This is a genomic window from Prosthecobacter sp., assembly GCF_014879935.1.
Lineage (GTDB): Bacteria > Verrucomicrobiota > Verrucomicrobiia > Verrucomicrobiales > Verrucomicrobiaceae > Prosthecobacter.
The window spans coordinates 1-26,600 of the sequence record NZ_JACSRD010000148.1; the positions used below are offsets into that span (position 1 = coordinate 1).

At 57.4% G+C, this 26,600-nt stretch carries 25 protein-coding genes and 1 pseudogene; 19 read left to right on the plus strand and 7 right to left on the minus strand.

What is annotated here, in order from left to right:
* Nucleotides 1–19 precede the first annotated feature (19 nt).
* The 10 genes from IAE77_RS14020 (at nucleotide 20) to IAE77_RS14065 (ending at nucleotide 10,812) form a co-directional block, all read left to right on the plus strand.
* Nucleotides 20–205: a hypothetical protein gene (locus IAE77_RS14020; protein WP_294227544.1), complete on the plus strand. Its 186-nt coding sequence runs from the start codon at nucleotides 20–22 to the stop codon at nucleotides 203–205.
* 6 nt (nucleotides 206–211) lie between these two features.
* Complete coding sequence (locus IAE77_RS14025; RefSeq protein WP_294227545.1) at nucleotides 212–1,945, plus strand: hypothetical protein; 1,734 nt, start codon at nucleotides 212–214, stop codon at nucleotides 1,943–1,945.
* Complete coding sequence (locus IAE77_RS14030; RefSeq protein ID WP_294227547.1) at nucleotides 1,942–2,778, plus strand: ParA family protein; 837 nt, start codon at nucleotides 1,942–1,944, stop codon at nucleotides 2,776–2,778. The genes IAE77_RS14025 and IAE77_RS14030 overlap by 4 nt, the downstream gene beginning before the upstream one ends.
* The gene (locus tag IAE77_RS14035) at nucleotides 2,775–3,623 is read left to right on the plus strand and encodes a ParB/RepB/Spo0J family partition protein (RefSeq protein WP_294227549.1); all 849 of its coding nucleotides are present in this window, start codon (nucleotides 2,775–2,777) and stop codon (nucleotides 3,621–3,623) included. Before IAE77_RS14030 ends, IAE77_RS14035 begins: the two co-directional genes overlap by 4 nt.
* Nucleotides 3,624–3,684: 61 nt before the next feature.
* Nucleotides 3,685–3,981, plus strand: a complete 297-nt coding sequence (locus IAE77_RS14040; RefSeq protein WP_294227550.1) for a hypothetical protein — start codon at nucleotides 3,685–3,687, stop codon at nucleotides 3,979–3,981.
* Between the two features lie 5 nt (nucleotides 3,982–3,986).
* Complete coding sequence (locus IAE77_RS14045) at nucleotides 3,987–4,283, plus strand: type II toxin-antitoxin system RelE/ParE family toxin (protein ID WP_294227551.1); 297 nt, start codon at nucleotides 3,987–3,989, stop codon at nucleotides 4,281–4,283.
* An 811-nt stretch (nucleotides 4,284–5,094) separates the two neighbouring features.
* Nucleotides 5,095–8,511, plus strand: coding sequence for a VPA1262 family N-terminal domain-containing protein (locus IAE77_RS14050; protein WP_294227552.1), 3,417 nt, complete (start codon nucleotides 5,095–5,097; stop codon nucleotides 8,509–8,511).
* Nucleotides 8,508–8,687, plus strand: a complete 180-nt coding sequence (locus IAE77_RS14055) for a hypothetical protein (protein WP_294227554.1) — start codon at nucleotides 8,508–8,510, stop codon at nucleotides 8,685–8,687. The genes IAE77_RS14050 and IAE77_RS14055 overlap by 4 nt, the downstream gene beginning before the upstream one ends.
* Nucleotides 8,688–8,831: 144 nt before the next feature.
* On the plus strand, nucleotides 8,832–10,157 hold the full coding sequence (locus tag IAE77_RS14060) for a type IV secretion system DNA-binding domain-containing protein (protein ID WP_294227555.1): 1,326 nt from the start codon (nucleotides 8,832–8,834) through the stop codon (nucleotides 10,155–10,157).
* 145 nt (nucleotides 10,158–10,302) lie between these two features.
* Nucleotides 10,303–10,812, plus strand: a complete 510-nt coding sequence (locus IAE77_RS14065; RefSeq protein WP_294227557.1) for an ArdC family protein — start codon at nucleotides 10,303–10,305, stop codon at nucleotides 10,810–10,812.
* A gap of 24 nt (nucleotides 10,813–10,836) precedes the next feature.
* Here IAE77_RS14065 and IAE77_RS14070 read toward each other — a convergent pair whose 3' ends face one another.
* The 5 genes from IAE77_RS14070 to IAE77_RS14090 are packed head-to-tail and all read right to left on the minus strand — an operon-like array spanning nucleotide 10,837 to nucleotide 16,577.
* The gene (locus IAE77_RS14070) at nucleotides 10,837–11,871 is read right to left on the minus strand and encodes a hypothetical protein (protein WP_294227559.1); all 1,035 of its coding nucleotides are present in this window, start codon (nucleotides 11,869–11,871) and stop codon (nucleotides 10,837–10,839) included.
* Nucleotides 11,872–11,922: 51 nt separating this feature from the next.
* Nucleotides 11,923–12,651, minus strand: coding sequence for an ABC transporter permease subunit (locus IAE77_RS14075; protein WP_294227561.1), 729 nt, complete (start codon nucleotides 12,649–12,651; stop codon nucleotides 11,923–11,925).
* Nucleotides 12,652–12,688: 37 nt separating this feature from the next.
* Entirely contained in the window at nucleotides 12,689–13,450 is a 762-nt protein-coding gene (locus IAE77_RS14080; protein WP_294227563.1) for an ATP-binding cassette domain-containing protein, read from the minus strand.
* 34 nt (nucleotides 13,451–13,484) lie between these two features.
* Entirely contained in the window at nucleotides 13,485–15,536 is a 2,052-nt protein-coding gene (locus tag IAE77_RS14085; RefSeq protein WP_294227565.1) for a hypothetical protein, read from the minus strand.
* A 48-nt stretch (nucleotides 15,537–15,584) separates the two neighbouring features.
* Nucleotides 15,585–16,577: an ABC transporter substrate-binding protein gene (locus IAE77_RS14090; protein ID WP_294227568.1), complete on the minus strand. Its 993-nt coding sequence runs from the start codon at nucleotides 16,575–16,577 to the stop codon at nucleotides 15,585–15,587.
* Nucleotides 16,578–16,802: 225 nt separating this feature from the next.
* Between IAE77_RS14090 and IAE77_RS14095 the strand changes: the two genes are divergently transcribed.
* The 6 genes from IAE77_RS14095 to IAE77_RS14120 all read left to right on the plus strand — a co-directional run bounded on the left by IAE77_RS14095 (nucleotide 16,803) and on the right by IAE77_RS14120 (nucleotide 23,671).
* Nucleotides 16,803–17,018: a hypothetical protein gene (locus IAE77_RS14095; protein WP_294227569.1), complete on the plus strand. Its 216-nt coding sequence runs from the start codon at nucleotides 16,803–16,805 to the stop codon at nucleotides 17,016–17,018.
* A gap of 102 nt (nucleotides 17,019–17,120) precedes the next feature.
* On the plus strand, nucleotides 17,121–17,744 hold the full coding sequence (locus IAE77_RS14100; RefSeq protein WP_294227570.1) for a fibronectin type III domain-containing protein: 624 nt from the start codon (nucleotides 17,121–17,123) through the stop codon (nucleotides 17,742–17,744).
* Between the two features lie 186 nt (nucleotides 17,745–17,930).
* Nucleotides 17,931–18,449, plus strand: coding sequence for a hypothetical protein (locus IAE77_RS14105; protein ID WP_294227571.1), 519 nt, complete (start codon nucleotides 17,931–17,933; stop codon nucleotides 18,447–18,449).
* Between the two features lie 111 nt (nucleotides 18,450–18,560).
* Nucleotides 18,561–18,941: a hypothetical protein gene (locus IAE77_RS14110; protein WP_294227572.1), complete on the plus strand. Its 381-nt coding sequence runs from the start codon at nucleotides 18,561–18,563 to the stop codon at nucleotides 18,939–18,941.
* A gap of 635 nt (nucleotides 18,942–19,576) precedes the next feature.
* A complete protein-coding gene (locus tag IAE77_RS14115; RefSeq protein ID WP_294227573.1) occupies nucleotides 19,577–22,072 on the plus strand; it encodes a type IV secretion system DNA-binding domain-containing protein in 2,496 nt (831 codons plus the stop codon).
* 45 nt (nucleotides 22,073–22,117) lie between these two features.
* A complete protein-coding gene (locus IAE77_RS14120; RefSeq protein ID WP_294227574.1) occupies nucleotides 22,118–23,671 on the plus strand; it encodes a recombinase family protein in 1,554 nt (517 codons plus the stop codon).
* Here IAE77_RS14120 and IAE77_RS14125 read toward each other — a convergent pair.
* Nucleotides 23,589–23,948, minus strand: coding sequence for a cupin domain-containing protein (locus IAE77_RS14125; protein WP_294227575.1), 360 nt, complete (start codon nucleotides 23,946–23,948; stop codon nucleotides 23,589–23,591). The genes IAE77_RS14120 and IAE77_RS14125 overlap by 83 nt on opposite strands.
* 30 nt (nucleotides 23,949–23,978) lie before the next feature.
* Here IAE77_RS14125 and IAE77_RS14130 point away from each other — a divergent pair, with 30 nt between their 5' ends.
* From IAE77_RS14130 to IAE77_RS14140, 3 genes are read left to right on the plus strand one after another with little or no spacing between them, the layout of a single operon-like run.
* The gene (locus IAE77_RS14130) at nucleotides 23,979–24,782 is read left to right on the plus strand and encodes an SDR family NAD(P)-dependent oxidoreductase (RefSeq protein ID WP_294227576.1); all 804 of its coding nucleotides are present in this window, start codon (nucleotides 23,979–23,981) and stop codon (nucleotides 24,780–24,782) included.
* Between the two features lie 11 nt (nucleotides 24,783–24,793).
* On the plus strand, nucleotides 24,794–25,444 hold the full coding sequence (locus IAE77_RS14135; protein WP_294227577.1) for a TPM domain-containing protein: 651 nt from the start codon (nucleotides 24,794–24,796) through the stop codon (nucleotides 25,442–25,444).
* A gap of 12 nt (nucleotides 25,445–25,456) precedes the next feature.
* Nucleotides 25,457–26,338, plus strand: a complete 882-nt coding sequence (locus tag IAE77_RS14140) for an N-acetylmuramoyl-L-alanine amidase-like domain-containing protein (protein ID WP_294227578.1) — start codon at nucleotides 25,457–25,459, stop codon at nucleotides 26,336–26,338.
* Nucleotides 26,339–26,393: 55 nt separating this feature from the next.
* Here the strand turns inward: IAE77_RS14140 and IAE77_RS14145 are convergent.
* Nucleotides 26,394–26,600: pseudogene (locus IAE77_RS14145) on the minus strand (hypothetical protein); the annotation flags it as partial.

A 26,600-nucleotide genomic window follows, 5' to 3' on the forward strand; every position in this document is an offset into this window, starting at 1 on the left:
ATGAGGCCATGAAAAAATCGTGCGCAAATCAGCGGGCGTGAAGTTCGAGAGTGATGTGCTGGCGTTCATCGACCGCCTCGCTCGCGAACAGCAGCGCAGCCGCAGTTTCATCATCAATGCCATCCTCAGATGGTATTCCAAATGGCTCTCAGAACAGCAGGCCAAGGTCGAGGCGGAGCAAGATCAGCCGGTGATCCGGTTGTAGGCCGCCATGCTGAGCATTCTGGATCAAAAAGCACCGTTTCAAACATCCCAGGCTCCCGAGCCGGTGATTTCAGCGTTCGAGGGATTCAAAGCACCGACCTCCAACACCACCTACACGCCGAACCAGTTCTTCGATGTCGTGATCCCGCACTTCTCCCGGGGCGTGGTGCGCATCGTGGCCTATCTGCTGCGCAAGACGCTCGGCTGGTGTGATGCGAATGGGAATCCGCAGGAAGAGCAGATCAAGGTGACCTATTCGGAACTGGAACGAAAGGCGGGCGTGAGCCGTGACATGATCCGTGCCTCGCTGGATGATGCCCTGGCGGGTCACTTGCTCGAATGCGTCACGGAAGGCCGAGCGAAGCACGCGCACGATGCCGGGCAATCCGCCCGCTATCAACTTCGATGGTCAGCCATGCCCTACACGACGCGGTTGGAGCACTTCGATGGCTTCTTTGAAGGCGAAGGCAATCGCACCGACATCCCGAATGAGTTCTTTGATGTGCTCATTCCCCGCGAGCCGCTTTCCGTGATCAAAGTCGTCGGAGCGATCATCCGCCACAGCATCGGCTTTCAGGCCAAACATGGCCGCCGTCGCCAGCAGGTGGCGCTGTCCTATCAGCAGATCGAGAACTATGCCCGCTTCGGCAGTCGTTCCGATCTCGCCAAGGCGCTGCGCATTGCGATGGAAAAAAACTACATCGTGCGGCTGGAGAGCGGTGTGTTCAGCCATGAGGCCACCGAGCGTCGGCGTGCAGTGTATGCGCTCCGCTGGTGCGATTTTCCGAACGGTCAGAAAAACGAACCAGCCGTCCATCAGTCAGAAATCCAGACCAGCATCAGTCCGATTTCCGAACCAGCACATCAGTCAGAATTTCGCACCAACATTAAAACGAAACTAGGAAATGAAACTGGAAACCGCCCTGCGGCTGACACGGAGTTGCGAGACAGGCTTCTCGCTTTCGGCTTCAGCGAAAAGACCGTCGCGAAGCTGATGCGGGAGCACAGTCGCGAGGAGATCGAGCAGCAGATCGCCTGGATGCCAGACCGTGCACCGGCACGCAGTCCGGCGGGGCTGCTACGCCGATCCATCGAGCAGCGATGGCCCGCGCCGATAAAACTTCGGTCAGCCGAAGTCACCAGCGTGACGCAGGCCGGATGGGACTTTGCGCGATGCTTCTACGCATCCTATGGCGGCAATCGGGGCGAGCCGGTGAATGATCCATCGCCACGCGAGGCGCAGACCGCGGAGAGCTTTGTGCAGCGATTGATCCGTGCCACGAGGGAGGAGGGCCGCGCTGCCGAGTGGGGCCGTGAGCTGGGCACTCTCGCACGCGAGCAGCGGCACCCGTTTCCATCGCTCACGCTTGCCATCCGCCAGCTTGGAGATGCCTTCCTCGTCCAGCGGGAAAAGCAGCGCCTCCAGGTGCAGCTCGCCAGCATCACGCAGAGCCGTGAGCAGCACGAGCAGCGCTTCCACGAGGACTGGCTCCGCTGGCTCGCGGCGAAGGAGGCCGAGATGCGCGACACGCGTCCCGAGGACTACCAGCGCTTCATCGCGCAGCGGGAGAGCGAGCGGTCAGAACTCGCCGCCGATCCGAAGCCATGGTCGCGTCGCGTGCTGGAGCACTTCGACACGGACAACGCCCGGCTCGGTGCCTTCCGCCAGTGCTTCGGCCTCCCGGACTTCTGGCAGTGGGACGCCGCCTTTAACAGCCAATCATTCAAACCAAACCCATGAACATCATCACCGTCATCAATGCCAAGGGAGGTTGTGGCAAGAGCACCATCGCCATGAACCTCGCCAGCGGCCTCGCACGTCACGGGCATCGCGTCCTGCTCATGGACCTCGATCCGCAGGCGCAGGTCACGCAATGGCTCGCCGCAGGGGATGGACTCACGCCGGAGGGCACGCTCGTCGCCGCGCTCACGCGCCAGCAATCGCTCTCCGAAGTCATCCAGCCCACCGGCTTTGAAAACATGTCCTTCGTCGCCAGCGCCGACGGCCTGGAGGATCTCGGGCGGGAGATCAGCCAGACGGAGGGCTATCCTTCCATGCTCACGCAATTGATTGCCGAGGAGCACATCGCCGACCGCTTTGACTTCCTCGTCATCGACTCGCCGAACCAAATCTCGCCGATTATGGAGAACGCCATCTTTCCAGCGGACGCCTTCATCGTGCCGTTTGAGAGCACCAAGGCCGTGAAGAGCTACGCCAGCATCTACAAGCTGCTCGTGAAGCTCCGCCCGACCGCCGACTTCCGCATGCTGCATGTGCTGAGCAATCTCACACGCCTGCCAGGCCTGCGAAAGCGCGTGCTGGCCCTGCTTGCGGATGACGGCATCCCATCGGCACGCAGCGAGATCCGCTCCTGCGGATGGATGGCGCAGGTGGACGAGAATGGAGGCAGCATCTTCCACTATCGTCCGCTTTCCAAAGGAGCGCAGGACATGGCCGCCCTCGTCGAAGAGGTGCGGGACTTATTCACTAACGGGCCGCAGGCCCACGCGGAGACCGCCGCCGCATCGCCCGACCACGCGATGAGCGCGGAAGTCACCGCCCCAACAGCATGACCAAACTACCCGATGGCAAAAGCCGTCTCGATCTCGTGAAGTCCGGCCTCACCGGCGGACTGCCAAAACGAGGCCGCTTCATTGTCAGCATCGACCGACTCCAAGAAGACCCGGAGAACGAACGAAAAATCTTCCACAACATGGACGACATGATCGAGTCCGTGCGTCGTCACGGCATCATCGAGCCCATCACCGTCACCCAGGAGGGCGACCGCTACCGCATCCTCACCGGCCACCGCCGATTCCGTGCTGCCAAGGCCGTCGGCCTCACTGAGCTGGAGGTGCTCGTGCGCGAGCCGGATGATCAGATCACCCGCCGCTTCAAGAGTCTCATCTCCAACATCCAGCGGGAAAACATCCCCGCCGTCGAGCTGGCGGAGACGCTTCACAGTCTGCTCAGCAGCGGTGCCGCTGCGTCCCAGCGTGAACTCGCCCGGCAGATAGGGAAGAGCGAGCAATGGATGTCCGGCATGCTCCGCGTGCTGGAGCTGCCTGCTCGTTTGCAGGAGGAACTGCGCAGCACACCCGGCATCGGCTACGAGATGGCCCAGCGCATCGCGCAGGTGGGAGACTCGCAGTTCCAAGAGCAGCTCGTCACCGCCGCCGTGGCAGGGGAGAGCGTTGGCCGCATCCGAGAGCGCATCGCCAGCTTCCGCACCACCCAGGGCTCCACGTCGTCATCCCGACCCAAAACACGCACCAGCCAGCTCATCCAGCTCACACATCGAGAGGGGAGTTGTGTTGCCAGCCTCCGTGCTAAACGAGAACCCGGAGCCCAGGAAGCCATGCTGGAAGCCCTCCGCCAACTCGCCGAGCAGGTGAGGGCCGACGACAGCCTACGGTGAGTCCAGGCCTCCATTCCTGCCCCTCGACAAATCCGCCGGGGCTTGATACAATGCACCCACCATGAGTTCCACCGTCGAACACATCCGCCAAGAGATCGACCAGCTCGCCCCTGATGAGGTTCGGGAGCTTTTCACCGATCTCCAGCAGGAGTATCCACTGCGGCTGCTTCAGGTCGAAGAGACTGCGCCAGACCTCTCCGACCTCAGTGAGGCTGATAAGGTGAAGCTCGAAGTCCTCCGCCAGGACATCCAGGCTGCTGCCGACTCCTTGGATCATGGCGAAGGCATCGAAATCGACTGGGACGCCAAGCTCGCACGCCGACACCAGGCATACGCGGCACGTCAGGCCGCTCGATAAAGCCCATGTCAAACGTCACCTACTCAGAGCTGGCTGACCGCGACCTCGACGACATCTGGGATTACATCGCCCAGGACAGTGTTTTTCAGGCTGACAGGCTTTGGCAGCGCATGCGCGACAAGCTCGAATACCTCGCCAAATGGCAGACCATCGGGCGGCCACGCCCGGAACTCTCCAAAGGCTGCCGCAGCTATCCCTTCGGCAAATACTGCTTCTACTTCCGGCCTTCCGACACCGGCATCGAGGTGCTCAGGATTCTGCATTCCGCCCGCGATCTCGATCAGATCACCTTCCCCAAGTAACACCACACCACGCCAAAGGCGTCAAGACCACCGACCTTACCAGGGCTGCTGCGAAGCAGCTCTTTTGCTTTTCAGACACCGCAGCGGCAATTGCCAATCGTCGAGCCAATCATCAAAGACACCGTCCAAAACTACGGCTGACCGAACTTGGGCCTCAAGGACACCGGCTGTCCGAAAAGCCTTGTTTGAAGCCGTGAAAGTGTCCTTGAGTCGGGAAACAAATATTCTGCGACATGCTTTTCCACGGTTATTTCCGCTCTCCCAGCATCCACGAGGCCCTACATCCACCCCTATTTACATGGTATGTAGGGGCGCGCGAAAAAATCGCGGCGAGTGCTACCGCACCGACGACGGTTTCAAGGCTTCACTGAGCCGCGAATCGCCGCCAGGCCTTGTCACAGGTGCCCCCACGTGTTCGGGCTGAACGCCCGACTTCACGCGGTTTCCTACGGCGACAAGGACTTGATCGACCTGCGGATAAAGGTCATGGCCAGCACCGGGCTACCCGCCCTCGGCCAATGACCAACCGCGTGAAGTCGGCCGCTCCGGCCAGCCGGCTGAAAAGCCGGACTGCCCTCACCCTTCACACGTGGGGGGCACGAACGCGGGCTTCGCCCGTAACTGAAGACCACGGCACTTGAAAGCAGGACGAGGGCTTGTCATCCACAATTCAAAAATCTGCCCGCAAAGATATTCAGAAAGCCTTGGATGCTCAATCCTGCCTAGCTAGGCTAAAAATTGATCCCCCCCTGCAAAACGCTTTCAAGTTTCGCAATAACCTGATTTGCCACCCACCAAATAAAGCTTCACCATGAGTCAAGAAGTGACCACTCCGAGCAAGACCTACTGGGTGCGGCTTTACACTGTCGAGCGGGCGGGTTCGCATTACTTCGTGTATGGCTATGCGGTCAGCGCGAAAGGCACACCTAGCGCGTGGAAGATGAGCAACCTGCCGGTGTCTGGAAGCACCTGGAAACTAAAGCAATTTAACTGCTTTGCTGACGACGTGGAGATCCAGAGGCTTCAGCAGGCGGCGGAGAATGGCTCCATTACGATCCCCTTGGGAGGACAGCCGCTAAGTCTAGTGTCCTCACGTCTGGCTCATCGTCCGCGCGTCATTGCCATTCCTCACGAAGCACTTTCAGATGAGAGACCAAAGTCATTCTCAGACGACATGGCTGAAATGGAAAGCCACTGGGAACTCGACAAGCGCATCCTGATAGAGCGTCTCTTTCCCAATCCACCCTTTGATGCCGAAACAGCGCAACGTGTGACTACCGAGCTTCTGGAGCAACTAGAGGCTGAAACTGGAATCAAGTTCGGCAATGATGACTCCGGCAGACTAGGAAACCTCGATGTCTTCCGCCATCTATCCGGAGACTTCCGTGTGCCTGATGGCCTCTGCTGCCGCTCATTGCGAACGAAATCGGGAGATGTAGAACGGCTGTCGCTACTCGTCTGGTTAGAGCCCCCAATCGCAGACCTGCCGAATCTGCTTGTTGGCTGCCGCTTGTTCAACGGAGGCAATGCGTCAGGCAGAACCTGCGTCATGAGCGAAGTCCGCGAATACTCTCGTGGAGAGAAGATCGATTTCATTCCACAGGAGCCATTTTCACAATTCGAAGTGTCCGTTTGGAGCGAGCAAAGACTCGTGGGCTACAGGACATTCAGCATCGTGCGTGGAATGTCATTCAACATGCATGTGGGTGGCGCTAAGAATCGTGTCCGAACCAAATGGTCTGAATCCCTTCCCGCCGAACTGAGAGAGCGAGCGGAGACTGTGTCGTCAGGCATTTCACAGCGTTCGCAGATCGGCTCGGGAGATGCTGATCCATGGCGAGAGACAGAGTTAGCTGCCCGCCAAACGGTCCGCACTGGCTTTTCCGGAAAAACCGCAGCCAGGTATTTTGGAGTTACACCAGAAAACCAGTTGGAATCATTAGAGTTCGTCAGTGGTCTGATCCTTCGCCCAAATGTGAAGCGGGTAACAATTGCAGACCCCTTCTTCGATGACATCGGCGTTGAGTCACTGCTAGTGAAGGTGGCGCAAACACAGGAAGTTCTGGTCCTAGCAAGTCACACTTCCTCGTCCGGAGGAAAAGCCCGTCTCTCATCATCTTGCGAAGCACTACGTGACAAGCTGTCGAGGAATGTGACCATCATCAACATCGAAACACCTGGCGAGGCGACCCAGCAATTTCATGACAGATACGTGCTGATTGAAATGGAGGAAGGATCGCCCACAGAGTCGGAACTTTGGATGTTGAGCAATTCGTTCAGCTCGATGGCGAAGAACTACCCGCTAATCATCACGTTGCTTCCACCAGACGTTGCAGAGGAAGTAGCTGCCTATCTTGGAGAGCTTGAACAAGGCAAGCCACCCGGTAAGACTCACGCAACTCGGACCATTGTTTGGTCCCAGGTATCGTCACCTCCCAGCCCTCGCCCCATAACGCCCCCCGACGAGACGTTTGAAGGTTCCGATTCGATTCTTGCCCTTCTTGTATCTGATCAAGGCTTGCTATCAGACTGGCGCGTTCCAGACCTGGCATTACCAACTGTGGTTGGAGCAGTGAAAAGAGCCCTTGTGGGTGATCCATCGCGTCGCGTGGAGCATTTGATTGCGATTGCGCGGTGGCATTACCACGGAGGACCATCCGCTTCAGAGTATCACTTTGAAGATTCTGAAATGCAGTGGCTCGCGGATGCTTTCAAGCAATTGCTGGCCTCTGATACGCGACAAAGCGTCCAGATCGAAATCGAGGCAATCCAGAACAACACAGAGATGCCTGAATGCCTGAATGACCTTTGGCATTCGGTGAACCAGATGCCCTTTGAATTGCGTCGTGGCACAAATCCGGCCCTTTACTTCTTCGCCGAGGCACTGTGGGGCCGTGCCCCTGAGATTCTTGTAGAGATACTGGATGAGACAAAGAGCACCGCCCTATTTGGCTGGCTTTGCATGGAGGGCAGTGGTGGCACCAAGGTGCAAATTCAGGCTTTGTTGGCCGCCAGGGCGGGCTTCATCAAAGCTGTTGGCGTAATTCTACTTTGGCAGTGGTGCGAAAGGCAGGCGGCAGCCCAAGGACGGAGTGCGATCATCATATTGAAGGATGAACTGATGAGCAGCCGTCTGCCTCCTATTGAAGCATGGCTAGGCTTGGCGTTCGTCGAAGCAAAATCAACCATCCCGGGTGATGCAGACGCCGCGTTGTTCGAGCAAACTGCGGCAACATGGTTCCCGACAGATCTTTCTGAAGAGACTCTGGCGAGGCTGACATTGATGATTAGTAGAGCCGCTCCTAACCGCGGTGTCGTGGTCGTGAATCGTTTGGCTGAAGTCTGCCTACACCGATGCTGGCGGGATGCGTTACATCAATGGTGCACAACCCAGGTGCTCGGCCAACTCCGCCTCAAAAACCCCAGGGCTGCGCAGCCGGGAGTCAGCCTCTGGTGCAACGCTGAAACGGTTTTGGCTGCGGCTCGCTCGGTTTGGAGTGTTCACGGCGATCGCGCACCGAATTGGTTTGAGCAGGATGTTATGAACAATCTGAAGCTCTCAGATGCTCTGGAGCCTCTCCTCCGCACGCGAGATTACACGAGGTGGAGTGATGCATTGGATTCCATCATGCTCGCACTTTGGTTTGGCCGAGCAATAGCTCAAGAAGCTCCGAGCATGGAGCGCAGCGGGGAATTTGCCGTTCACATAGCTCCGAGAATGTCGAAAATACTCATGGCCCTTGGCCCCGAAATTTGGCGATTCTATGTTCACAAAAATGCGCAACTCTCATGCATAGTAGCCTTCATCGGTTGGAGCGCGGAATACTGTGATGAAGCAGGTCTCGCGACCATAGAGCAACTAGTGATCAGCGACCAAGTGCCAAGCGTGTGGAGTCTTTGGCTGGTGGTTCAATCCCCCAAGTTAATCCTGAAACATTCGGCACTGGTTGAAACGTTGGCTCGCCACCTGAGCACTGGAACCAGTTGCCACTCAGATGAGGTCGATGAGTGGTCTGCCCGGATTCACAAAGCGCTCAAACACCTGGACGACCAAACATCCGAGGAACTGATCCGGCGGCCAAGAGACGGTGTTTCAAGCTATCCATTACAGCTGCGGAAACGGTTTGATGGGGCCATCAGAGCAGCCAGGCTTCGTGGATTACTCCACCTGCTCCATTCCAGACTCAGTCAATGGCAGTCCAGTTTTCAGGACACGCGAAAAGCATGATCTCCACCGAACAGTCTGCATATCGCACCGCACAGAGCACCCAAGGTGATCTCTTCGGAGACTTAGACTCCGTGGCCGATGGGATCGGCAAACGCATCGCCGAGGGCATTCTAGGACGCATCCAATCCTTCCCTGAGCGAGAGCATGTGTTCGCCCAAAACAAGCTCGTCGTGTAATGATGTGATATGATTGGGGCAAGCTCAGCCGTCGAGGCCAGTTGCCGTTACCCGCCTGGCTCGATCCAACAGACGTTTGCCGGGTGACTTGCCGGGCGGGCACCCAATTTGACGAGGGGGTGATCTCTGGCCCGGTTTTCATTCATGTTCCTTTCTGGAGCGGCGGCTGGCCTGGGCGGCGTGAACACAGCGATGAACGAACACGATCTTCACATCGGCATGAGGCATGTCTGGGGCGGCGAGCAGCCGTTTGGCTTCGACCTGGCTGATGCACGCTACCACACCTACATCATCGGCAAGACGGGCTCCGGGAAGACCACGCTCCTGCGCAATCTCATCCTCCAGCTCATCCAGCAGGGCCACGGCGTCGGCCTCATCGACCCGCATGGCGATCTCGCGGAGGATTTGCTCCTGCACATCCCGCCGCAGCGGGCCGAGCATACGGTCTATTTTCATCCTGGCGACCTCGATCACCCCATCGGGCTCAATTTGCTCGCCCAGACCGCGCCAGAAGACCGTCACCTCGTCGCCTCCGGCATCGTGAGCGCCTTCAAAAGCCTGTGGCAGGAAAGCTGGGGGCCGCGGCTGGAATACATCCTGCACAACACCATCGCCGCGCTGACGCATTGCCCGAACACCACGCTCCTCGGCCTCAACCGCCTGCTCACCGACGCGGCCTTTCGCCGCTGGGTGGTGAACCAGATCGAGGATCCCTTCCTGCGCGACTTCTGGGAGAACGAATACGAGAGCTGGGAGCCGCGCTTCATGCGCGAGGCCATCGCGCCCATCCAGAACAAGGCCGGTCAGTTGCTTCTCTCCCCGGTCATCCGCAACATCATCGGCCAGGTGCGCAGCAAGGTGAGCATCCCCTTTGTTATGAACGAAGGCCGCATCTTCCTCGCGAACCTCTCCAAGGGCGAGATCGGCCACGACAAGGCCAACCTGCTCGGCTCCCTGCTCATCACGCAGTTCCAACTCGCCGCCATGGCCCGCAATCGACAGCCCGAGCACGAGCGGCGCGACTTTTTCCTCTTCGTCGATGAGTTCCAAAACTTCGCCACCGAGAGCTTCACCTCCATCCTGGCCGAGGCGCGGAAATACCGGCTCAATCTCACCTTGAGCCACCAATACATCGCCCAGCTCTCCCCCACCGTGCGGGAGGCTGTGTTTGGCAACGTCGGCACCCTCGTCGCCTTCCGCGTCGGCTTTGCCGATGCCGAGCACCTGCACGGCGAGTTCGGCGAGGAGTTTCATCAGCGTCAGTTCGTCGATCTACCCCGCTACGAGACCCTCATCCGCAACCAATCGGCCAGCGGCTCCATCCACTTCCAGCGCACCCGCCTCTCCCCGCCCATCGAGACGCACCAAGGCCGCAAAGCCAAGCTCCTCCGCCGCTCCCGCGAACGCTTCGCCACGCCAAGAGCGCAGGTCGAGGAGAAGCTGAAGCGGTGGTTGAGACAGGTGCATTGAGGGGCGCTCCCTTGCGTGGCAGCACGTCTGTCTGGTATCCTTTCCAGCAAAGCGATCCGCGCTGCCACGGGCCTGCGGTTGTCAGCCTGAAGTCTGCCTCACTCCTGAGGTCGGCTTCTCCTGACAACCCCAAACCGAAGCCCACATGAGCCACGCAGAGTCCCGCATTGATCCTTATCAAGCTGTCACCGATCTCATCCTTGAATACTTGGAACGCGGCGTCGTTCCCTGGCGCTGCCCCTGGCAGCGCGAAGTCGGCATCCCGCGCAACTTCCACACCGGCAAGACCTACAACGGCATCAACGTGCTGCTACTGGGCCTGCGGCACATGCCGTCTCCCTACTGGCTGACTTTTCGTCAGGCCCAGGAGCGCGGCGGCCACGTGCGCAAAGGCGAACACGGTGCCCATGTGATCAAAGTCGGCGAATCGAAGTCATCGTCACCCGATGAAGTCGAAGCGACCGATGAACCCAGGCGGAAACGCCCGTTCCTTCGTGAATACACCGTCTTCAATGCGGTGCAGATCGAAGGCATTGACTTCCCGCCAGTGAACCCGATTCCGCAACTCCCCGTGAGCGAACGAATCGAAGCCGCCGAGCAGATTGTCGCCGAGATGCGATGTCCTCATATTATTTGCAAACTCATCCTTGGATGAGTCTGCCATCGAAAGATGCACTTTTTAGGCATCCATTTGCCAAACAGCCTGCCGCCTCTCGACGCTTAGCTTGGACCATAGCACATCACTTGCGTCGCGCAGATGCGGGAGGAGCCTAGAAAGACGCTTCTGACATACCAAATCACTCCAGCCGTCCTGACACGGACCCAGAACGATAACCGTGGGGGACAATATCCCGCCACTGCGATCTCCACCAAGCAGTTCCTCGTTCATTAGCATCCGCACAAATGACGGGAGATGGTAAGAGCGACGCGCATCAGACGCTCCAAGAATTGGCATAGAACTCGGAACCGAAATGGTTCCGTCGCTTGCAATATCATCAACTCCTCCGACTACAATCTGCCCAACGGTGATCTGTGGAAAACAGAATTCGAATGCATCCTGTGGCACAAAAGGATTAACACCGACGTTCGCAAACTGCCAATCGTCTCCCAATAAATGAGCGAGCTTTTCCCAAAGGTGCGCCCCGAACTGGGCTTGAAGGAGTGGCCACCATCGAGGCATTGATCTGGTTGCGCGCGCGCGCTCAAGGATTGACCGCATCAGATGAGCCGCAGCTTCTACGGACACTTCATCATTTAGCACGATTCGAAATAGGATGGTCTCTTCAGGGGCGAGGTTTGGATGAGTTTGGATCAGCTCATCAATGTCTTGGGCTCCGGTCGCCGGATCAATGCCGGTAATAATGATCGGCACCCGCCCGACTCCAACCAAAGGCGCAGTTGCATCATTAACGTATGGCGCTGGAGATTGGTCCTGTTTGTAACCCCAAAACAACTCGTGGCTGTTTGCCCAAGGTGCCTGGATTTCGTCGAGAAGCCGCGAGACTTTCTTGGTGTGCTCCTTTGCCGACGTTTCTCTGGGAAATAGAGCCTGACAATAGCCGATTGCTGTTCCTGGCATTCCCAGGATGGAGTCAGCAGGAGCAGCTTCAAACCCTTTGATACAATGCGCTCGTCTCCCGTGGCACCTCTTTGGGAGATTGAGTTCGGCTTCCAGTCTTTTAAGTGGAGTGTTATTCGCGACGCTACAGGCCATGGCAGTTGTGTGTGTGTGTTGGATGTTTGTTTTCTCGGGTGTGTTACATTTTCACTGCCACCGTTTTGCCCATTTTTCGATTGGGATGGTCAGCATGTGAAAACTGATTGCTAGAGTGGTTATGCCGAGAACCCCCACCCATATTTGATTCACATTGTAGAGCCCCTCAGCTGTGATGATGAAATGACCGAGTCCCGCTTGTGAAGAAATAAATTCACCAATGAAGGCACCTAAAAGGGCCATCCCTAGATTGATGCGCATGCCTGCCAATACCCAAATGGCTGAAGACGGGGCGATAACCTTCGTGAGCAATTGCCATTTCGTCCCGCCGAACGCGGTAGCCAGTCGCAAGAGATTCACATCGGCTTCCTGTGCCCCCGTGTGGGCTTGGGCGAGAGCGACAACAAAGGTCGAAAGAAATCCCAGAACGACTTTGGAAGTCATTCCTGTGCCGAACCAGAATATTAAAACAGGCCCGAGCGCAAACACAGGCACCGACCCCAGCGCCACAATGTATAGGCTGGAGATTCTGTATGCCGTTGGGAAATACCAGAGCAACAGCCCAAGCAAGGTGCCAATCAATGACCCGGCGACAAACCCTAAAAGCGATTCGCTCGCAGTGATGCCCATGTGGTAAAACAGTTCTCCTCCTGCAACTGCGGAAACCAACTCCTGCATGGTGCCTGATGGTGAGCCAACGAAAAAGACGTGATCAGGAAGAAACGAAATCCAAGTCTGCCACACTGCCAGGCCCGCAAGTGCGGGCAGGACGGGTAACAAGATTCTAGCGAAGCGGTTCCTCATAAAGTGCGCCACATTAGTCGGTTCCTGCCTTCAACATCGCGGCTTCTATTCGCTCCACGTAGGGTAACAATTCCTGGCGTGGAAGTTCTAGATCTCTGCCCGTTCCCTTGAGCTCGCTGAGCGAAATCGTCTCCAACACTTCCGCGGGACGCCTGCTCAGCACAATGACTTGATCGGCAACCTTTACGAGTTCTTCCAAATCGTGACCAACTAGCAGTGCCGCACACTGCTTGGCTTTGACATGTTGAAGAAGCCTCTTTTGGAGTTCCTTCCGCACAACTAAATCGGAATTGGCGAATGGCTCGTCCAAGAGCAGCACAGGACAATTCGAAGCAACCATTCGCACGAAGGCCAGTCGTTGCTGCATCCCCCCACTGAGTTCCCTGGGATACCGATGATGATAGTCACCAAGACCGACCGCATCCAAGAGTTCAAGCACCGATGTTTTCTGGACTTCGTTGACCATTCCCGCCAACTCAGCACCAAACATGGCATTCGACATCACCGTTCTCCACGGAATCAAAGTAGGACTCTGGAAAACATATCCGCACCTGAATTTATCGCCTTGTTCCTTGTCCAGAGGAATGTAATCAACCGTGCCACTGTCAGGCTTCAGTATGCGCGCCGCTAAACTCAATAAGGTCGTTTTACCACAGCCGCTTGGCCCTGTGAATGCCGTGACGACTCCGAGCTTTGCCGTGAAACTCACACCACGCAGAATTTCGATTCCTTGTTCGTTGGGCTGCCCGCTTCTTGCCGGGTAAGTAAAGCTCACGTTGTCAAATTTTAGCATCACGGTTGTGAAGGGGCTATTCCTGTTCCCAGTGGTTGGCGTTGAGCTTTTTGTTTAACTCAAAAAGTTCGTCATGTGTTTCCGAAATGAGATGGCCAATCAAAGCATGCATTTTCTTCGAGTGCTTGTCACGACCCGCATCTTTCTGATGCCGGTTCCAGTGCCACCTCAAACGCAGTTGGTCTATGATGCCCAGGCCGCGGGGTGAGAAACCAAGGGCGGTCATTTCAGGCGAGCGCTCTTTTCGCTCCAACACCAATTCGAGATAGTCGAGTGTGCAGAGCTTTTTAATGACTCGGTTGATATTGGCTCTTAAAGCATCGTTCTTCGAGTATAGCTCAGTGTGCGATCTTGTCGCCATTACAGCGACTAGCACACTCATCGATGCCATCACGCTCGCCCAAGCGTCGCTAAGGTTTGCCGCAATCAACACCAATGAGAAAAGATTGAAGCCTCCAACCACGACACACAGAGTCGCTTTTGACTTCCACCACTGGCGTTCGTGGCCCGGTAGCGAATCGAGATGCCTCCATTGATCATACAGGACTCTGCCGGACCAAAGACCGCAGAAAAACACAGCCACTGCTCCCATCAAACGGGCAATGACTTCTGATGGCACCGGCGCAATTCGCCATTTTATGACCAAGACAATACCGGTGATGATGCAAGCGATGGGGATGACAACCGCCCCTACTAAGCGCCAGCGCGGCACGAGTCTGCGACTTATTGAGGCAATAAGCCACCACACAAATGGTGCCAACGACAGGCTTAGAACAGAAGGGGCAAGCTGCGTCGCCCATGCTGTGTTCCGCAATGTCGCAATATCTTGAAACACTCCAATTTTCGGCCAGTCAGCGGGCAGATTTATGAGTAGAGATAGACATGGGAGAACCAGAACTGAAACAACAGTGCAAGCCGCTAGCACGAGAGGGTTTGAGGTTTTTTGGGTGGCGCTTTCACTAATTCGGATATCGGCAGACAGCCACGCTCGTGAGTTTGTCGATGAATGAGGCTGACCATTCCCATTAGCAATGACCTCATTCGGAACAGCTTTCTCCCAGAGTTGCTCTTTTTGTTGATCAAGCAACTTGGCCTTTTCAGCCAGAGGCTTTTGCCCTTCCCCTTGTGAATCTAGCGCAGCTGCTTTTTTCCATGCTTTGGTTCGGATTTGAACAGCCTCCTCGAAATGCGCCTTATTGATTTCGAGACTTTCATGCGGATTGAAAATTGAAATGGAATTGAGGCAGTAACCCCTGATCCAATCTTCAACATCCTGCTTGTCTGCAAAGTGTGCTTGAAACTTGGAGTCGGGAATTCGCTTTGCCATTCGGGCAAGTTCGCTCGCGGCCCATTCTGGGCTGCTTTGCATATAGCTAAGCGCCAAGCTGATACTGGCTAACAACTCATCGATAACCACCCGTTCACCGGCCCAGTTATCCATGGTGGTAATGATTGTTGTGACCAGGAATGCCTTGTCAGCCAACTTGCCAGGATGAGTGCCGCTATCTGAATTTGCTGAGGAACTGATATACCCGACTTTGGTTTCCGAATTACGGCTGGCAACACATTTGGCCAATTCTTCCACCATACCGATCCTTCCACGATCTATGTATGTTGCTTTTGGGAATACCCCGTCTTCGAGGTCACACAACGCCACGGAGAACGCCGTTGTAGTTTCACCTGAGGTGACGATGTGTTCGACGGCTTGTGTGACGTTTTCACTGAACTGCAGCGAGCTTTCGGTGATGCGGTATCGAAATGGCGACTTTGTGACCAAAGACCCACAAAGGCATGGCTGATGACAATCAGCTTTTTTGAACTCTTTGGTATTCGTATCCCAGTAGCTCCAAATCCGCAAAGGATCGGCTGCGATTGCTATGACGTCATTGTATTTTCCACGAGCAAGCAATGGCTCAAGAACGGGATCATCATCACTCCTCTTTCCGTCTGGGACTTCCTTGTGCTCAATCCTGACGTGCTTCCAGATCGGGGCAAAGTTGCATGCTTCCGCAAGATAGATCGGTGCATAGATTCGGCTGACACCAGGGAGAAGAAAGCGTTTCTTCATGGCTAGTTAGCGCTCGTTTGAGGTGAGACCACAGTAGGAGGCACCAACTCAGGGTTGAACAACGGAATCCTCAATCGGGGGCATTTGTTTAATGTCCCCTGCGGCGACACGAACCGCCGCTGCTTTATCCCAAGATTCTTTGCTTATAGTTACGGATTTGGGAATTACCTGATCGGCGGTGATCCGAGCAATTGCCATTTTCAATGCCTCTAGGTCTAGTTGAGGAAAGTATTTGATGGCAGTCTTGAGTGATGCGTTGGCATCGGAATGGATGTCATCAAGCGCACGCTGGTAGCATGCCACGACTCGCTTCACCAAATCAGGAGATGTGGCAATCAGTTCCTCACGGGTCATTAGGGCGGTGAATACTTGATCACCAAACTGTGAGGGGAATGAATGAACCACATGCGCCCCCTGCATCTCTGCCAGGGAGGTGGTTGGCTCTAGCGAAACCAAGATGTCGGCCTGATGGTTCAGCAATGCAGCGAGTTCGGTCCCCGGCTTGCTGGTCAGGAATTTCACATCCACCTCTGGTTGCAAGCCGACATCTTTAACCAGCTTTTCAGCATAGGTGAAAGCAGTCATAGGCCTCGGATGTGTAGAAATGGTGCGGCCTTTCAGGCTTGCAGCGTTCAACTCTTTGATATCCGGCACCAATGTGGTTCCCCAGACAGCAATCCTACCGACAACTTGTGCCACAACTTTCGTCTTTGCACCCTTCTCCCTGGATATTGGCACATACATCGGGTCTGCCTGGGCGAACTCAGCTTCACCGCTTGTCATGGCAGCAAAAGATGCTGTCGCAGTGCCACCTGTGACGATGTTCACCTCAATTCCAGCCTCGTTGAAGAATCCTCGCTCAACCGCATGATAAAGAGGTAAATATAGCAAAGTGCGGGCGGCTTCATTGATGGTGATTTTCGTGAGTGAAGGTGTCGCCTGTGGCTGCCTAGAGGCAGGTGACGACTCGTGTTTGTATGCCCAAAACGCCAACGCCACCGCTGCTGGCACCGCAAGTGTGATAATGGCACGTCTGTTCATGGTAATGAGGGGGATGAAGTTTGACCGGCTGAATCCAGGTGGAAACAGTGCGGATGTGATTAAGCGCAGAGTAGCAGCCCTCCCGCCCAAGCGTCAACAGTGGAGACCGCTAGCGAAGTGACTGAAAACCAGTATCTGTCGCTATACCGTCAACGCTCTCCCCTCCAACCCCAACGCCCTGCCGTCTCCTCCGTTCGGCATTCGTCGTCGGACGAACGGATTCTGATGAAATCCGTTCGACTCGCCGCACAATCCGAACGAATCACACCGAAATCCGTTCGTCTTTTAGCGTATTCCGTTCGGGATTCGGCGTTGGCCGATGGGCTTAGGCAGGGGGCTGTTGAACAGGCAAAAAGACTCGATGGATTTTTGAATGAAGTCGTTCGGTTCGCGTCAGAAGTCGTCAAGGTGCCCGCAACAGCGGCACTGAAACCTGCCTGACCGATTCCTGCCATGCGCTATGATGATCCGTCTGTCTTCTGGGACATGCCCGGGTTTTTCTACGATATGCCGGACGTGGCCGGGCCTAGCAAACCGACTCGTATGGCTAAACCTAAACTCGACCTCAAGGGCAAGACGCCCCTGCAAAAAGTGCAGAAAACCGGGGACCTCGTGACCGCCACCACTGGCAACGCGAACTTCCCCACCCCCACTCCGTCATTGGCAACGATGACGGCCAAAGCCGATGCCCTCGCCGCTGCTTTCAGCGAACGCGAGGCAGCGAAACTAACGCTGGATCAAAAGCAAACCGCACTGGAAACGGCGGAGGCAGACCTGGATGCGACGCTCGTGTCCTTCTCCGCCTACGTCGAAGCGGCCAGCGGAGGTGATGAGGCGAAAATCCTCTCCTCCGGCCTCGCCGTGAAGGGCCAGTCGGCCCCCATCGGCCCGATGCCGCAGGTGGAAGGTCTGGACTCCGCCATCGGCGATGCCGAAGGCCGCATCATCCTGCGCTGGAGCCCGGTGAAGGGCGCGAAGACCTACGAAATCCAAACCTGCCCGGACCCGATCACCGCCGCAGGCTGGAAGGCCGCTGGCTTGTCCACCAAGGCAAGCCTCGTGCTGGACGGTCTGCCCACCGGCGGTCGCTGCTGGTTCCGTGTGCGGGCCATCGGCAGCGCCGGTCCCGGCCCGTGGAGCGATCCATGTGTGAAGACGGTGCCGTGATGGCAATCCAGACAAGGAGAGGGGGAGTCTTGGAGACGCTGAGCAAGCAGCCCGGTCTTCATTTCTCCCTCTCTTCATCACACCAAGTTATCCGAACTCCAACCCTCCACGTCTATGTTTGATCCCAATCTTCCCGCACCGAATGCCAACGCCACCTCCGCCGTGCTGCGGAGCCAATTTCAAGGCTTGAAAGCCTTGATTGATGCCATCGTGGCCGTCACTGCCGCGCAAGTGGACGCCGTGAACACCCTGCCCGCAGGCAGCCCGGCCACGGTGAATGTGAGCGTGAACGGCGGCACGCTGCATTTCAGTTTTGACATCCCACAAGGCAACGACGGCCCACAAGGTCAGCAAGGCAACGACGGGCAGACAGGCCCGCCCTTTGCCAACGCCATCGTGGACAACGTGAACACGCTGCCGCCGGGATCGAGCGCAAATGTGAGCGTGAGCTTTGATGGATCGAACGTGCATTTCACCTTCGACATTCCGCAGGGCAGCGACGGTGCCTCGGGTGCGCAAGGCCCGCCCGGTGAGGTGTCTCAAACGGACCTGAACAATGGCCTGCTGAACAACTTGAGCCAATGCAGCAACAACAGCAACGGCGTGAACACACTCGGCCAAGGTGCCGATGGAAGCTACAACCAAAGCCAGATGCAGGATGTGCTGAACAAACTCGACGAGCTTATCAATGCGCTGCGGAGGTAGCGGCTCACTTTCGACCTCTGCTCTGCTCCTTTCGGAACATCCTGGTTCTTCTCGTATCGTTTCTGCGAGATACCCGCACCGTTCCCCTTCTGGCAGTTCATCGTGCTGCTCTTGCTGCTGAGCGGTTTGATCGTTGGCTATCTGGCTCTCTTTGGCATGGTCTGGGGCGGTATCACCATTGGGATGACCATCTTGGGTTTCGCCCTGCTGCTGCGAAACACGCTGACGCTCGGGCTCGAAGACTTTGACGCATGGTTGCTGACGGTTCCCGTGTTTGGAAGGCTCTATGAAATCCTTTTGCGGAAGGAGACATTTTTCCGGCAGGACACCCGCCTCATGTATGTGGAAATGGTGGAGCGAATCATTAAAGCCAAGATCAACGAAGTCACGGCTTCCGAAGGGATTGAGAAGGTCGAGTTCATCGAGGCGAGGCCCGACATGCATCCCTTGCTCGCCCGAATGGTGCAAGTGCCCACGCGAACGAGTGTATGACGACACCCTACGAACAGCTCTCAGCGCAGTATTTGCAGTGGGAGCTGCGTGGGCGTGGCTGGTTCATACATCCCGAAGCAGTCGGATTGGAACCGCCGTTCGAGAGGTTTACCGGCTATCGGCTGCGTGCGGAAGGCGTGACGGACGATGTTCGCCGTCCATCCCTGATGGAGCGTGCCCTGAGCAAGGCTGGCCGGTGGTTCAACGCAGGGAAAAACCACTTAGATACAACCGAGGATACGGCTTCGGAAGAAGATGTGACCACCTGGAGCCGGGGCTACTGCCATGAAATCGCGCTGACTTTTCCGAGGGCTCCACGCTATCGACGTGAGCAGATGGATTCGTTTTTGAGGCTGTGCCGGGCTTGTCGTGAGCCGGTGGCCTTCGAGATTCTAGCTCACCAGCGAGAGATCGGTTTCCAGTGGGCATGCAGTGAGGAGGATGCATCTCAGCTTCACGCGCAGACCGAGACGCACTTCCCTGGCTGTGTCACCCGCCCAACCGAAAACCTTCTGCATTCAGCCTGGGAGCAAACCGGGCGGTTTTATGCTGCGGCTGAGATTGGTTTAGGACGCGATTTTTTGCTCTCTCTCGAAACTGGGAAGAGTGATCTTCTCCCCGGATTGATCTCAGCCATGTCCGGCTTTGGCGACAAGGAAATGGGATTGTTTCAGGTGATCTTCGAGCCTGTCATGGCGGCATGGGGTGAGAGCATGGTGCGAGTCTCGACTCACGCCGATGGCACGCCTGTTTTCAGGAACCACGCTGAGCTATCGCGTGAGGCATCTCAAAAGGCGCGGAGTCCGCTGTTTGCCGTGGTGTTGCGGCTGGTAACTTGCGCCGAAAACGGGGCACGCGCATGGGCACTTTTGGCTCCGATGATGGCAGCGCTGAATGCGCTCGCCCGACCTGGCGGCAATCATCTCGTCCCGCTGGCAGCAGATGAGTATCCAGCGCAGGCGCAGGAAGAGGACCTGCTCAAGCGACAGACTCACCGTTGGGGGATGCTGCTTTCGCAGGAGGAACTGCTCAATCTCATCCGCCTTCCCGATGAGTCGCTGGTTTCGAAGAAGTTGCGGCAGGACACCGGGCGCAGTCGTGCTTACTCAGGTGAACGCGCCGGAGGCCTGCTCCTGGGCTGGAATGACCACGCCGGCCAGCGCAGCAGCGTTTTCCTGACCACTGATCAGCGGGTGCGGCACATGCACGTCATCGGCGGCACTGGGACAGGTAAAACGACGTTCTTGATGAATTTGATCCGCCAGGATTTGGAGAACGGTGATGGCTTTGCTCTGCTAGACCCGCATGGAGATGTGACTGAGAGGCTGCTGGCACTGGTGCCAGCGCATCGACGCGATGATGTGGTGCTCGTGGATGCCAGTGATGAGGCGTTCAGCGTTGGCTTTAATATTCTCCGGGCGACCACGGACTACGAGAAAACGTTGCTGGCGTCCGACCTCGTCAGCGTATTCCAGCGCCTCAGCACTAGCTGGGGGGATCAAATGACCGTGGTGCTCCGCAACGCCATCCTCGCCTTTTTGGAGCACCCCGAAGGTGGCACTCTGGCGGATGTGCAGCGTTTTCTTCTGGAGCCCGATTATCGCAGCAAGGTGCTCGAAGGAGTGACCGATGCGGATGTGGTCTATTACTGGAAGAAGGGCTTTCCCCAACTTGGCGGCAGCAAGTCCATCGGGCCAGTGCTGACAAGATTGCAGACTTTTCTCTCGCCCAAACCCATTCGCTACATGGTGAGCCAGCGCGATACCAAGCTGAACATCCCGGCGATCATGGACTCGGGCAAAATTCTCCTCGTCAAACTGCCCCAGGGATTGATGGGCGCTGAAAATAGCTACCTGCTCGGATCGCTCATCGTTTCCAAGCTTCAGCAAGCAGCCATGGCTCGGCAGCGCCTGCCTGAGAACCAGCGCAGGCTTTTCACACTGTATGTGGATGAGTTTCAGAACTTCATCACACCGTCCATGGCCGAGATTTTGTCGGGAGCGCGGAAGTATCGGCTGTCCTTGGTTTTGGCGCATCAAGAGCTGGCGCAACTCGGCAGAAATGATGCCGTGGCAAGTGCGGTGCTGGCGAATGCCGGGACGCGGGTGGTGTTCAGGGTGGGAGATTCCGACGCCCGCGAGCTGGCGAAGGGATTCGCACACTTTGAGGCCGACGCTCTTCAAAGTCTCGGAATCGGAGAGGCCATCGTGCGCATCGAGCGAAGCGATCAGGATTTCAATGTGAGCGTTCCCTTTGATTCCATCGACATGACGGGAGACGATCAGGTGCGCGAGGATGTGATCGCTAGATCCAGAAGTCGATACGGGACGCCACGAAGCGAGATCGAGGCAGCAGAACGGCAACGGCTTTGTGCGCTGACAGCACCTTTGCCCGCGAAGAGCCAGCAACCGGCAAAAGCCCAAGAGCCACCCACTCCTGTCACAGTCGAGCCCTCAGTGCCCGATCCTGAGCTTGTTCCACCGATTGCCGTAGAAGTCCCACCTCATGCTGAGGCACCCCTTGAACCGCCCCAATACGAAACCACCACCCTCAAAGCTGATCTGGAGGAACTGGGACGCGGTGGGGACATCCACAAGGCCGCACAGGCCGAGTTCAAGCGGCTGGCTGAGGCGCGGGGCTTTCGAGCCACGATTGAACGTCAGCTCCCCGGCTCGCTCGACACGGTGGACATCTACCTGGAACGGGATGGCCTCAGCATTGCCTGCGAGGTTTCCGTGACGAACACACTCGAATACGAGATGAAGAACGTGACCAAGTGCCTCCGCGCAGGCGTGGCGCAGGTGCTCGTTTTGACCGTCGATGAGACCAAACACCAGCGGCTTAGCGCGGCCGTCAGCAGCCTGCTCTCGGCTGAGGATCAAAAGCGGGTGCTGTGCCTGATGCAGGCCGACTTTGTCGCCTTTCTGGATTCCTGCCGAGCTGCGCCCGCCCCCGAGCCTCCTCCACCATCCGCAGCCAGCAGTTCCAAAGTCGTGAAAGGATGGAAAGTGCGAACCAACGCCGTTCCAACTCCAAGCGAGGACGTGAATGCACTGGAAAAGGAACTCGCCGCGACGATGGCGGAGAACCTTCGCCGACGGAAGACCAAGAAGCGCGGTGAGAAGAAGTAGAGGCGCTGACTTGAAAAAGAAGGGGTACGATGTTAAAGGCAATACATGAGTAAAACTTTGCCTATTTGCGAAAGTGGAGCCAAACGGGTTGGGATCTGGATTCGCGTCTCCAGCGAGGAGCAGGCCGAGGGTGACAGCCCGGATCATCACCGCGTCCGGGCGGAAATGTATGCCACCTCGCGGGGATGGAAGGTTCTCGAAATCTATGACCTCGCAGGGGTAAGCGGCAAGAGCGTGGCCGACCACCCGGAGGCCAAACGCATGATGGCTGACGTGAAGCGCGGGCACATCCAGGCGCTCGTCTTTTCCAAACTCGCCCGCCTGACCCGCAATGCGAAGGAGTTGATGGAGTTCAGCGAGTTCTTCCAGACCCACCAGGCCGATCTCGTGTCGCTCAGTGAGAGCATCGACACGAGTTCACCCGCCGGGCGGCTGTTTTTCAATCTGGTCGGCTGCATGGCCCAATGGGAGCGAGAAGAGATCGCCGACCGGATCAAGAGTTCTGTTCTTGTTCGCGCAAAGATGGGCAAACCGCTCAGCGGTAAGGCCCCTTATGGCTACATGTGGAAGGACAAGAAGCTCGCGGTGAACCCGGACGAAGCTCCCGTGCGCAGGCTGATCTATGAGCTTTTTGACGAGCACAAGCGCATCAAAACCGTCGCCCGGATGCTGAATCAGCGTGGCTACCGCACCCGGAACAAAAAGAAGTGGTCGGACACGGCAGTGCGCTTCCAGCTTCGCGATCCCACGCCCAAGGGCATCCATCGCCGCAATTACAGCACCAACATCGGCGGCAAGAAACTCGTCAACAAACCCGAGAGCGAGCACATTTTCAATGAGGTCGAGGCCATCGTCTCTGCCGAGCTGTGGGAACGGTGCAACGCCTGTCTGGACGCCCGCTACATGAAACGCGAGCGCCGTCCCAGCAAGATGCCCGCTCATATCTTCAGCGGCTTCGTCTCCTGCCACTGCGGGGCCAGGATGTATGTGCCCATGCGCACGCCGAAATACACCTGCCAGAAGTGCCGCAACAGCATCTCATGCCAGGACTTGGACGAGATTTTCATGGAGGAGGTCAAGGGCTACCTCGTGAAACCGGACAACATCCAGGCCTACCTCAAAAAGGCCGGAACCGCCCTCTCTGAAAAGCAGTCTCTGCACGAACAGCGGCGGAAGGAGTCCGAAAAGCTCACGCAGGACACCGAGCGCATGCTCCGGCTCTATCTCGATGGCAACATCGGCGCGGAGGACTTCAAAAAGTTCAACCAGCCGCTCAGCGACCAGCGATCGCAGCTCGACGAAGAACTGGCGCGCCTCCAAGCCGAGATTGACGTTCTCAAAATCGACAACCTCTCAAGTGAACAGATGGTCTCCGAGGCCATCGACCTGCATGCCCGCTGGCCTGAGATGAGCCTCGAAGAAAAACGCCGCGTCGCCGAACTGATGGTGCGCAGCATCGTCGTGGGCGACGGCGAGATCGAATTCAACCTTGTTCAGCTTCCCAGCTATCAAGAATTCACAAATTGGCAAAATACGTATCCTCATGCGAATACGGCGGCGCGCAGCAGCATAGGAAGCGCAAGGTCTGTGATGCGGTGATTTGATGCCAGGCACCGGGTGGGATGAGAATCGCATCGCCAGGGGTGACTTCGCGAGTTTCGCCGTCGATCTCCATGGTCCCCTGCCCTTCGAGGATGAAGTAGAATTCCTCGCTGAGCTTGTGGTAGTGGCGTTCGGTGGGGCGGCCGACAGGGACGGTGGCTTCGGCGAGGGATTGGTTCTGCACGGGGGCATTCGTGCGATCGAGGATGCTGCGGATGGTGCTGCCGTCCTTGGTGGTGAAAGGCGGCTGTGTGGAAAGCTGGTTGATGGTCATGCGCGGACTGTGTTACTGCTGTGCCTGCTTATGGCGAACGGATTTCCTCTCGAAAACTGCCACGCGGTGATCACCGGGGCCTCATCAGGCCTCGGGGCTGAGTTTGCACGCCAATTGGCGCCGAAGGCCGGCACACTCGTGCTGGTGGCACGACGTGCCGATGCGTTGGAGTCGGTGAAGCGGGAATTGTCGTCCTCCAAGGCGGTGGTTTTCTGCTGTGTCGCTGATCTGGCAACGGATGCGGGCCGCACGAGGCTGTCGGAGTTTCTCGATGCGAATGGATTGATGCCAAACTTGCTGATCAATAACGCTGGCCTGGGGGACTACGGCAGTTTTGGGAGCTCCACTGCGGAGAAGACGCGCATGCAGATCGATCTGAACATCACCGCCGTGACGATGCTGACGCACGCCCTGCTGCCGAAGATGTCCAGGCCTGGGGGCATCGTGAATGTGAGTTCGCTGGCGAGCACGCTGCCGATGCCTGCTTTGGCGGTGTATGCGGCGTCAAAGGCGTATGTGACGAGCTTTTCGGAGGCGCTGGCCGTGGAACTGGCCCCCGTAGGGATCACGGTGACATGTGTATGCCCGGGGCCAACGCCGACGAACTTCAGCCAGACGGCCCGGCGGCCCGATGGCGGTGACACGAATCGTGAGGGCCAGGGGCTTCTGCGAATCTCGAACGCGCAGGTGGTGGGTGAGGCATTGGCGGGTTTGAAAAGCGCCAGGCCGTGCGTGTTTCCGGGTGTGGGGGTGTCGATAGCAGCGCATCTGTTTCGTCTGATGCCGCGGGCTCTGATGCGACTGCTGCTCCGGAGGCGCCACGCGAAGGAATGATCGTTGCACGCATGGCTGCGGAGGATTTAAATCAAGCTGTGCGTTGTCCTGCCTGCCGAGCCCCTGCAAGTGAACATGAAACTGCCTGCCGGCAGTGCGGTTTTTCGCTGGAAGTGGCCGACCGCAGCTTCGGGATCGCCCCGGCGCTGCACAAACCGATCTCGGATGTCGCAGGGGTGCTGGGCGGCTTTGGCAAGCGGCGGGCGGCAGGGGTGGTCGAGCAGGTGGAGAGAGCTTTCCCCCAGTTGTCTCTGGCGGTGGTGCTGATGGACGTGCCACAGCAAGCGCCGCTGGTGCCGTATGCGTTTTGGATCTTCAATCGCGGCCAGCTTTCCAGCGCGGTGGAGAAGGGTGGAGAAAACCGGCTGGTGATGCTGCTGATCGACACAAGCTCATATCGCGCGATCGCGATGGTGGGGTATGGACTGGAGCCGTTCATCCAGGATATCCATCTACAGTCCTGCCTGCAGGCGGCGCTGCAGCCGCTGCAACGCGGCCGCCATGCACAGGCAATCGAATCATTCGCTCGTGAACTGGAGCGCCAACTGCGTGACCTGTGTGTGCTGGTGAAACAGCAGTTTGGATTGGAAGAACCGGCCCGCTGGCTGGATGCGAGCATGGCTGGCGAGGAGCCCGTGGGACTGGCTGAAAGCATGTATTGAGGAGCAACCGTGATGAATCGCAGACATTTTCTTCAACTAGCCCTGATCGGCGGAGGCTCAAACGTGCTCTCAGCGGCCGAGTTCCTGCCGCAAAGCCGCGCGTTCATCGGAACGGCGAAGTTTCAGCAGATCGTGGCGCAGGCGATGGCGCAAAACTGGGCTGCCCTGCCAATCGGGGCACGTGTGGCACAGTTCGGCCAGGCTTTGCGAGGCACCAAGTATGTCGGCTGGACGCTGGAAATCGACGACCGCGTCGAGTCACCCTCCGTGAACTTCAACGGCCTGGATTGCTGGACGTTTTTCGAGGTTTCACTGGGTTTGGCGCGAATGATCGCGAAACGACAGCGGACGTACACGCCCTCCGATCTCCTGCGAGAGATCGAGTGGACGCGTTACCGGGGCGGCACCTGCCGCGGGCATTATCTGGACCGTATTCATTACCTGGACGAGTGGTTCACGGACAACGCGGCCCGCGGGAACATTCGCAACGTCACGCGTGATGTGGGACCGGTGGTGCGGCTGAGCGGTCGCAGCAACGATGAGATGTCGCTCAATCCGAAGCTGTATCGATACCTCCGGGCGAATCCGGGCCTGGTGCCTGCTCTGGCACGAATCGAAAAGCGGTTGGAAAGCAATCCCTTCGATTTCATCCCGAAACAGCAGGTCGCGGCATGCGAATCCCGGATTCAGAGCGGCGACATCATCGGCATCGTGACAAACCGGCAGCATGTCTTCTGCTCTCATGTGGGCCTGGCGCTGCGCATGGGTGACGGTGCATGCCACTTCATGCATGCCTCGGCCACTTACAAGCGGGTGGTCGTGGACAAGACGATCCACGAATACCTGAACGCCTTCAAGAGCCACGCAGGCATCATCGTTGCAAGACCCCGCTGAGAAGGCAGATTCAGCCGTGTCATGGACTCGTGCAGTCCCATCCGGGACGAATCCGCTACTTGTCGAAGAAGGAGTCTTCCTCGCGGTCGCTGACCTTCAAATAGCGGTAGTAGATCTCAAGCTGGAGGGTGCAGAGGCACTGGCGGTAAATCTCGTCTGCCGCATCGCCAGCGGGCCAGTTCGGACGGCCGCGCTTGAACGAACCATCCGGCTGCTGGGCGCTGAGGATCTGCGGCAGGAACTGCTGGTTGTAGAACTTCCA

Bases quoted from the DNA above. Each gene is read 5' to 3' on its own strand.
- IAE77_RS14025 (WP_294227545.1), top strand. From the start codon at position 212: ATGCTGAGCATTCTGGATCAAAAAGCACCGTTTCAAACATCCCAGGCT.
- IAE77_RS14030 (WP_294227547.1), top strand. From the start codon at position 1,942: ATGAACATCATCACCGTCATCAATGCCAAGGGAGGTTGTGGCAAGAGC.
- IAE77_RS14035 (WP_294227549.1), top strand. From the start codon at position 2,775: ATGACCAAACTACCCGATGGCAAAAGCCGTCTCGATCTCGTGAAGTCC.
- IAE77_RS14040 (WP_294227550.1), top strand. From the start codon at position 3,685: ATGAGTTCCACCGTCGAACACATCCGCCAAGAGATCGACCAGCTCGCC.
- IAE77_RS14045 (WP_294227551.1), top strand. From the start codon at position 3,987: ATGTCAAACGTCACCTACTCAGAGCTGGCTGACCGCGACCTCGACGAC.
- IAE77_RS14050 (WP_294227552.1), top strand. From the start codon at position 5,095: ATGAGTCAAGAAGTGACCACTCCGAGCAAGACCTACTGGGTGCGGCTT.
- IAE77_RS14055 (WP_294227554.1), top strand. From the start codon at position 8,508: ATGATCTCCACCGAACAGTCTGCATATCGCACCGCACAGAGCACCCAA.
- IAE77_RS14060 (WP_294227555.1), top strand. From the start codon at position 8,832: ATGTTCCTTTCTGGAGCGGCGGCTGGCCTGGGCGGCGTGAACACAGCG.
- IAE77_RS14065 (WP_294227557.1), top strand. From the start codon at position 10,303: ATGAGCCACGCAGAGTCCCGCATTGATCCTTATCAAGCTGTCACCGAT.
- IAE77_RS14070 (WP_294227559.1), bottom strand. From the start codon at position 11,871: ATGGCCTGTAGCGTCGCGAATAACACTCCACTTAAAAGACTGGAAGCC.
- IAE77_RS14085 (WP_294227565.1), bottom strand. From the start codon at position 15,536: ATGAAGAAACGCTTTCTTCTCCCTGGTGTCAGCCGAATCTATGCACCG.
- IAE77_RS14090 (WP_294227568.1), bottom strand. From the start codon at position 16,577: ATGAACAGACGTGCCATTATCACACTTGCGGTGCCAGCAGCGGTGGCG.
- IAE77_RS14095 (WP_294227569.1), top strand. From the start codon at position 16,803: ATGAAATCCGTTCGACTCGCCGCACAATCCGAACGAATCACACCGAAA.
- IAE77_RS14100 (WP_294227570.1), top strand. From the start codon at position 17,121: ATGGCTAAACCTAAACTCGACCTCAAGGGCAAGACGCCCCTGCAAAAA.
- IAE77_RS14115 (WP_294227573.1), top strand. From the start codon at position 19,577: ATGTCCGGCTTTGGCGACAAGGAAATGGGATTGTTTCAGGTGATCTTC.
- IAE77_RS14120 (WP_294227574.1), top strand. From the start codon at position 22,118: ATGAGTAAAACTTTGCCTATTTGCGAAAGTGGAGCCAAACGGGTTGGG.
- IAE77_RS14125 (WP_294227575.1), bottom strand. From the start codon at position 23,948: ATGACCATCAACCAGCTTTCCACACAGCCGCCTTTCACCACCAAGGAC.
- IAE77_RS14130 (WP_294227576.1), top strand. From the start codon at position 23,979: ATGGCGAACGGATTTCCTCTCGAAAACTGCCACGCGGTGATCACCGGG.
- IAE77_RS14135 (WP_294227577.1), top strand. From the start codon at position 24,794: ATGGCTGCGGAGGATTTAAATCAAGCTGTGCGTTGTCCTGCCTGCCGA.
- IAE77_RS14140 (WP_294227578.1), top strand. From the start codon at position 25,457: ATGAATCGCAGACATTTTCTTCAACTAGCCCTGATCGGCGGAGGCTCA.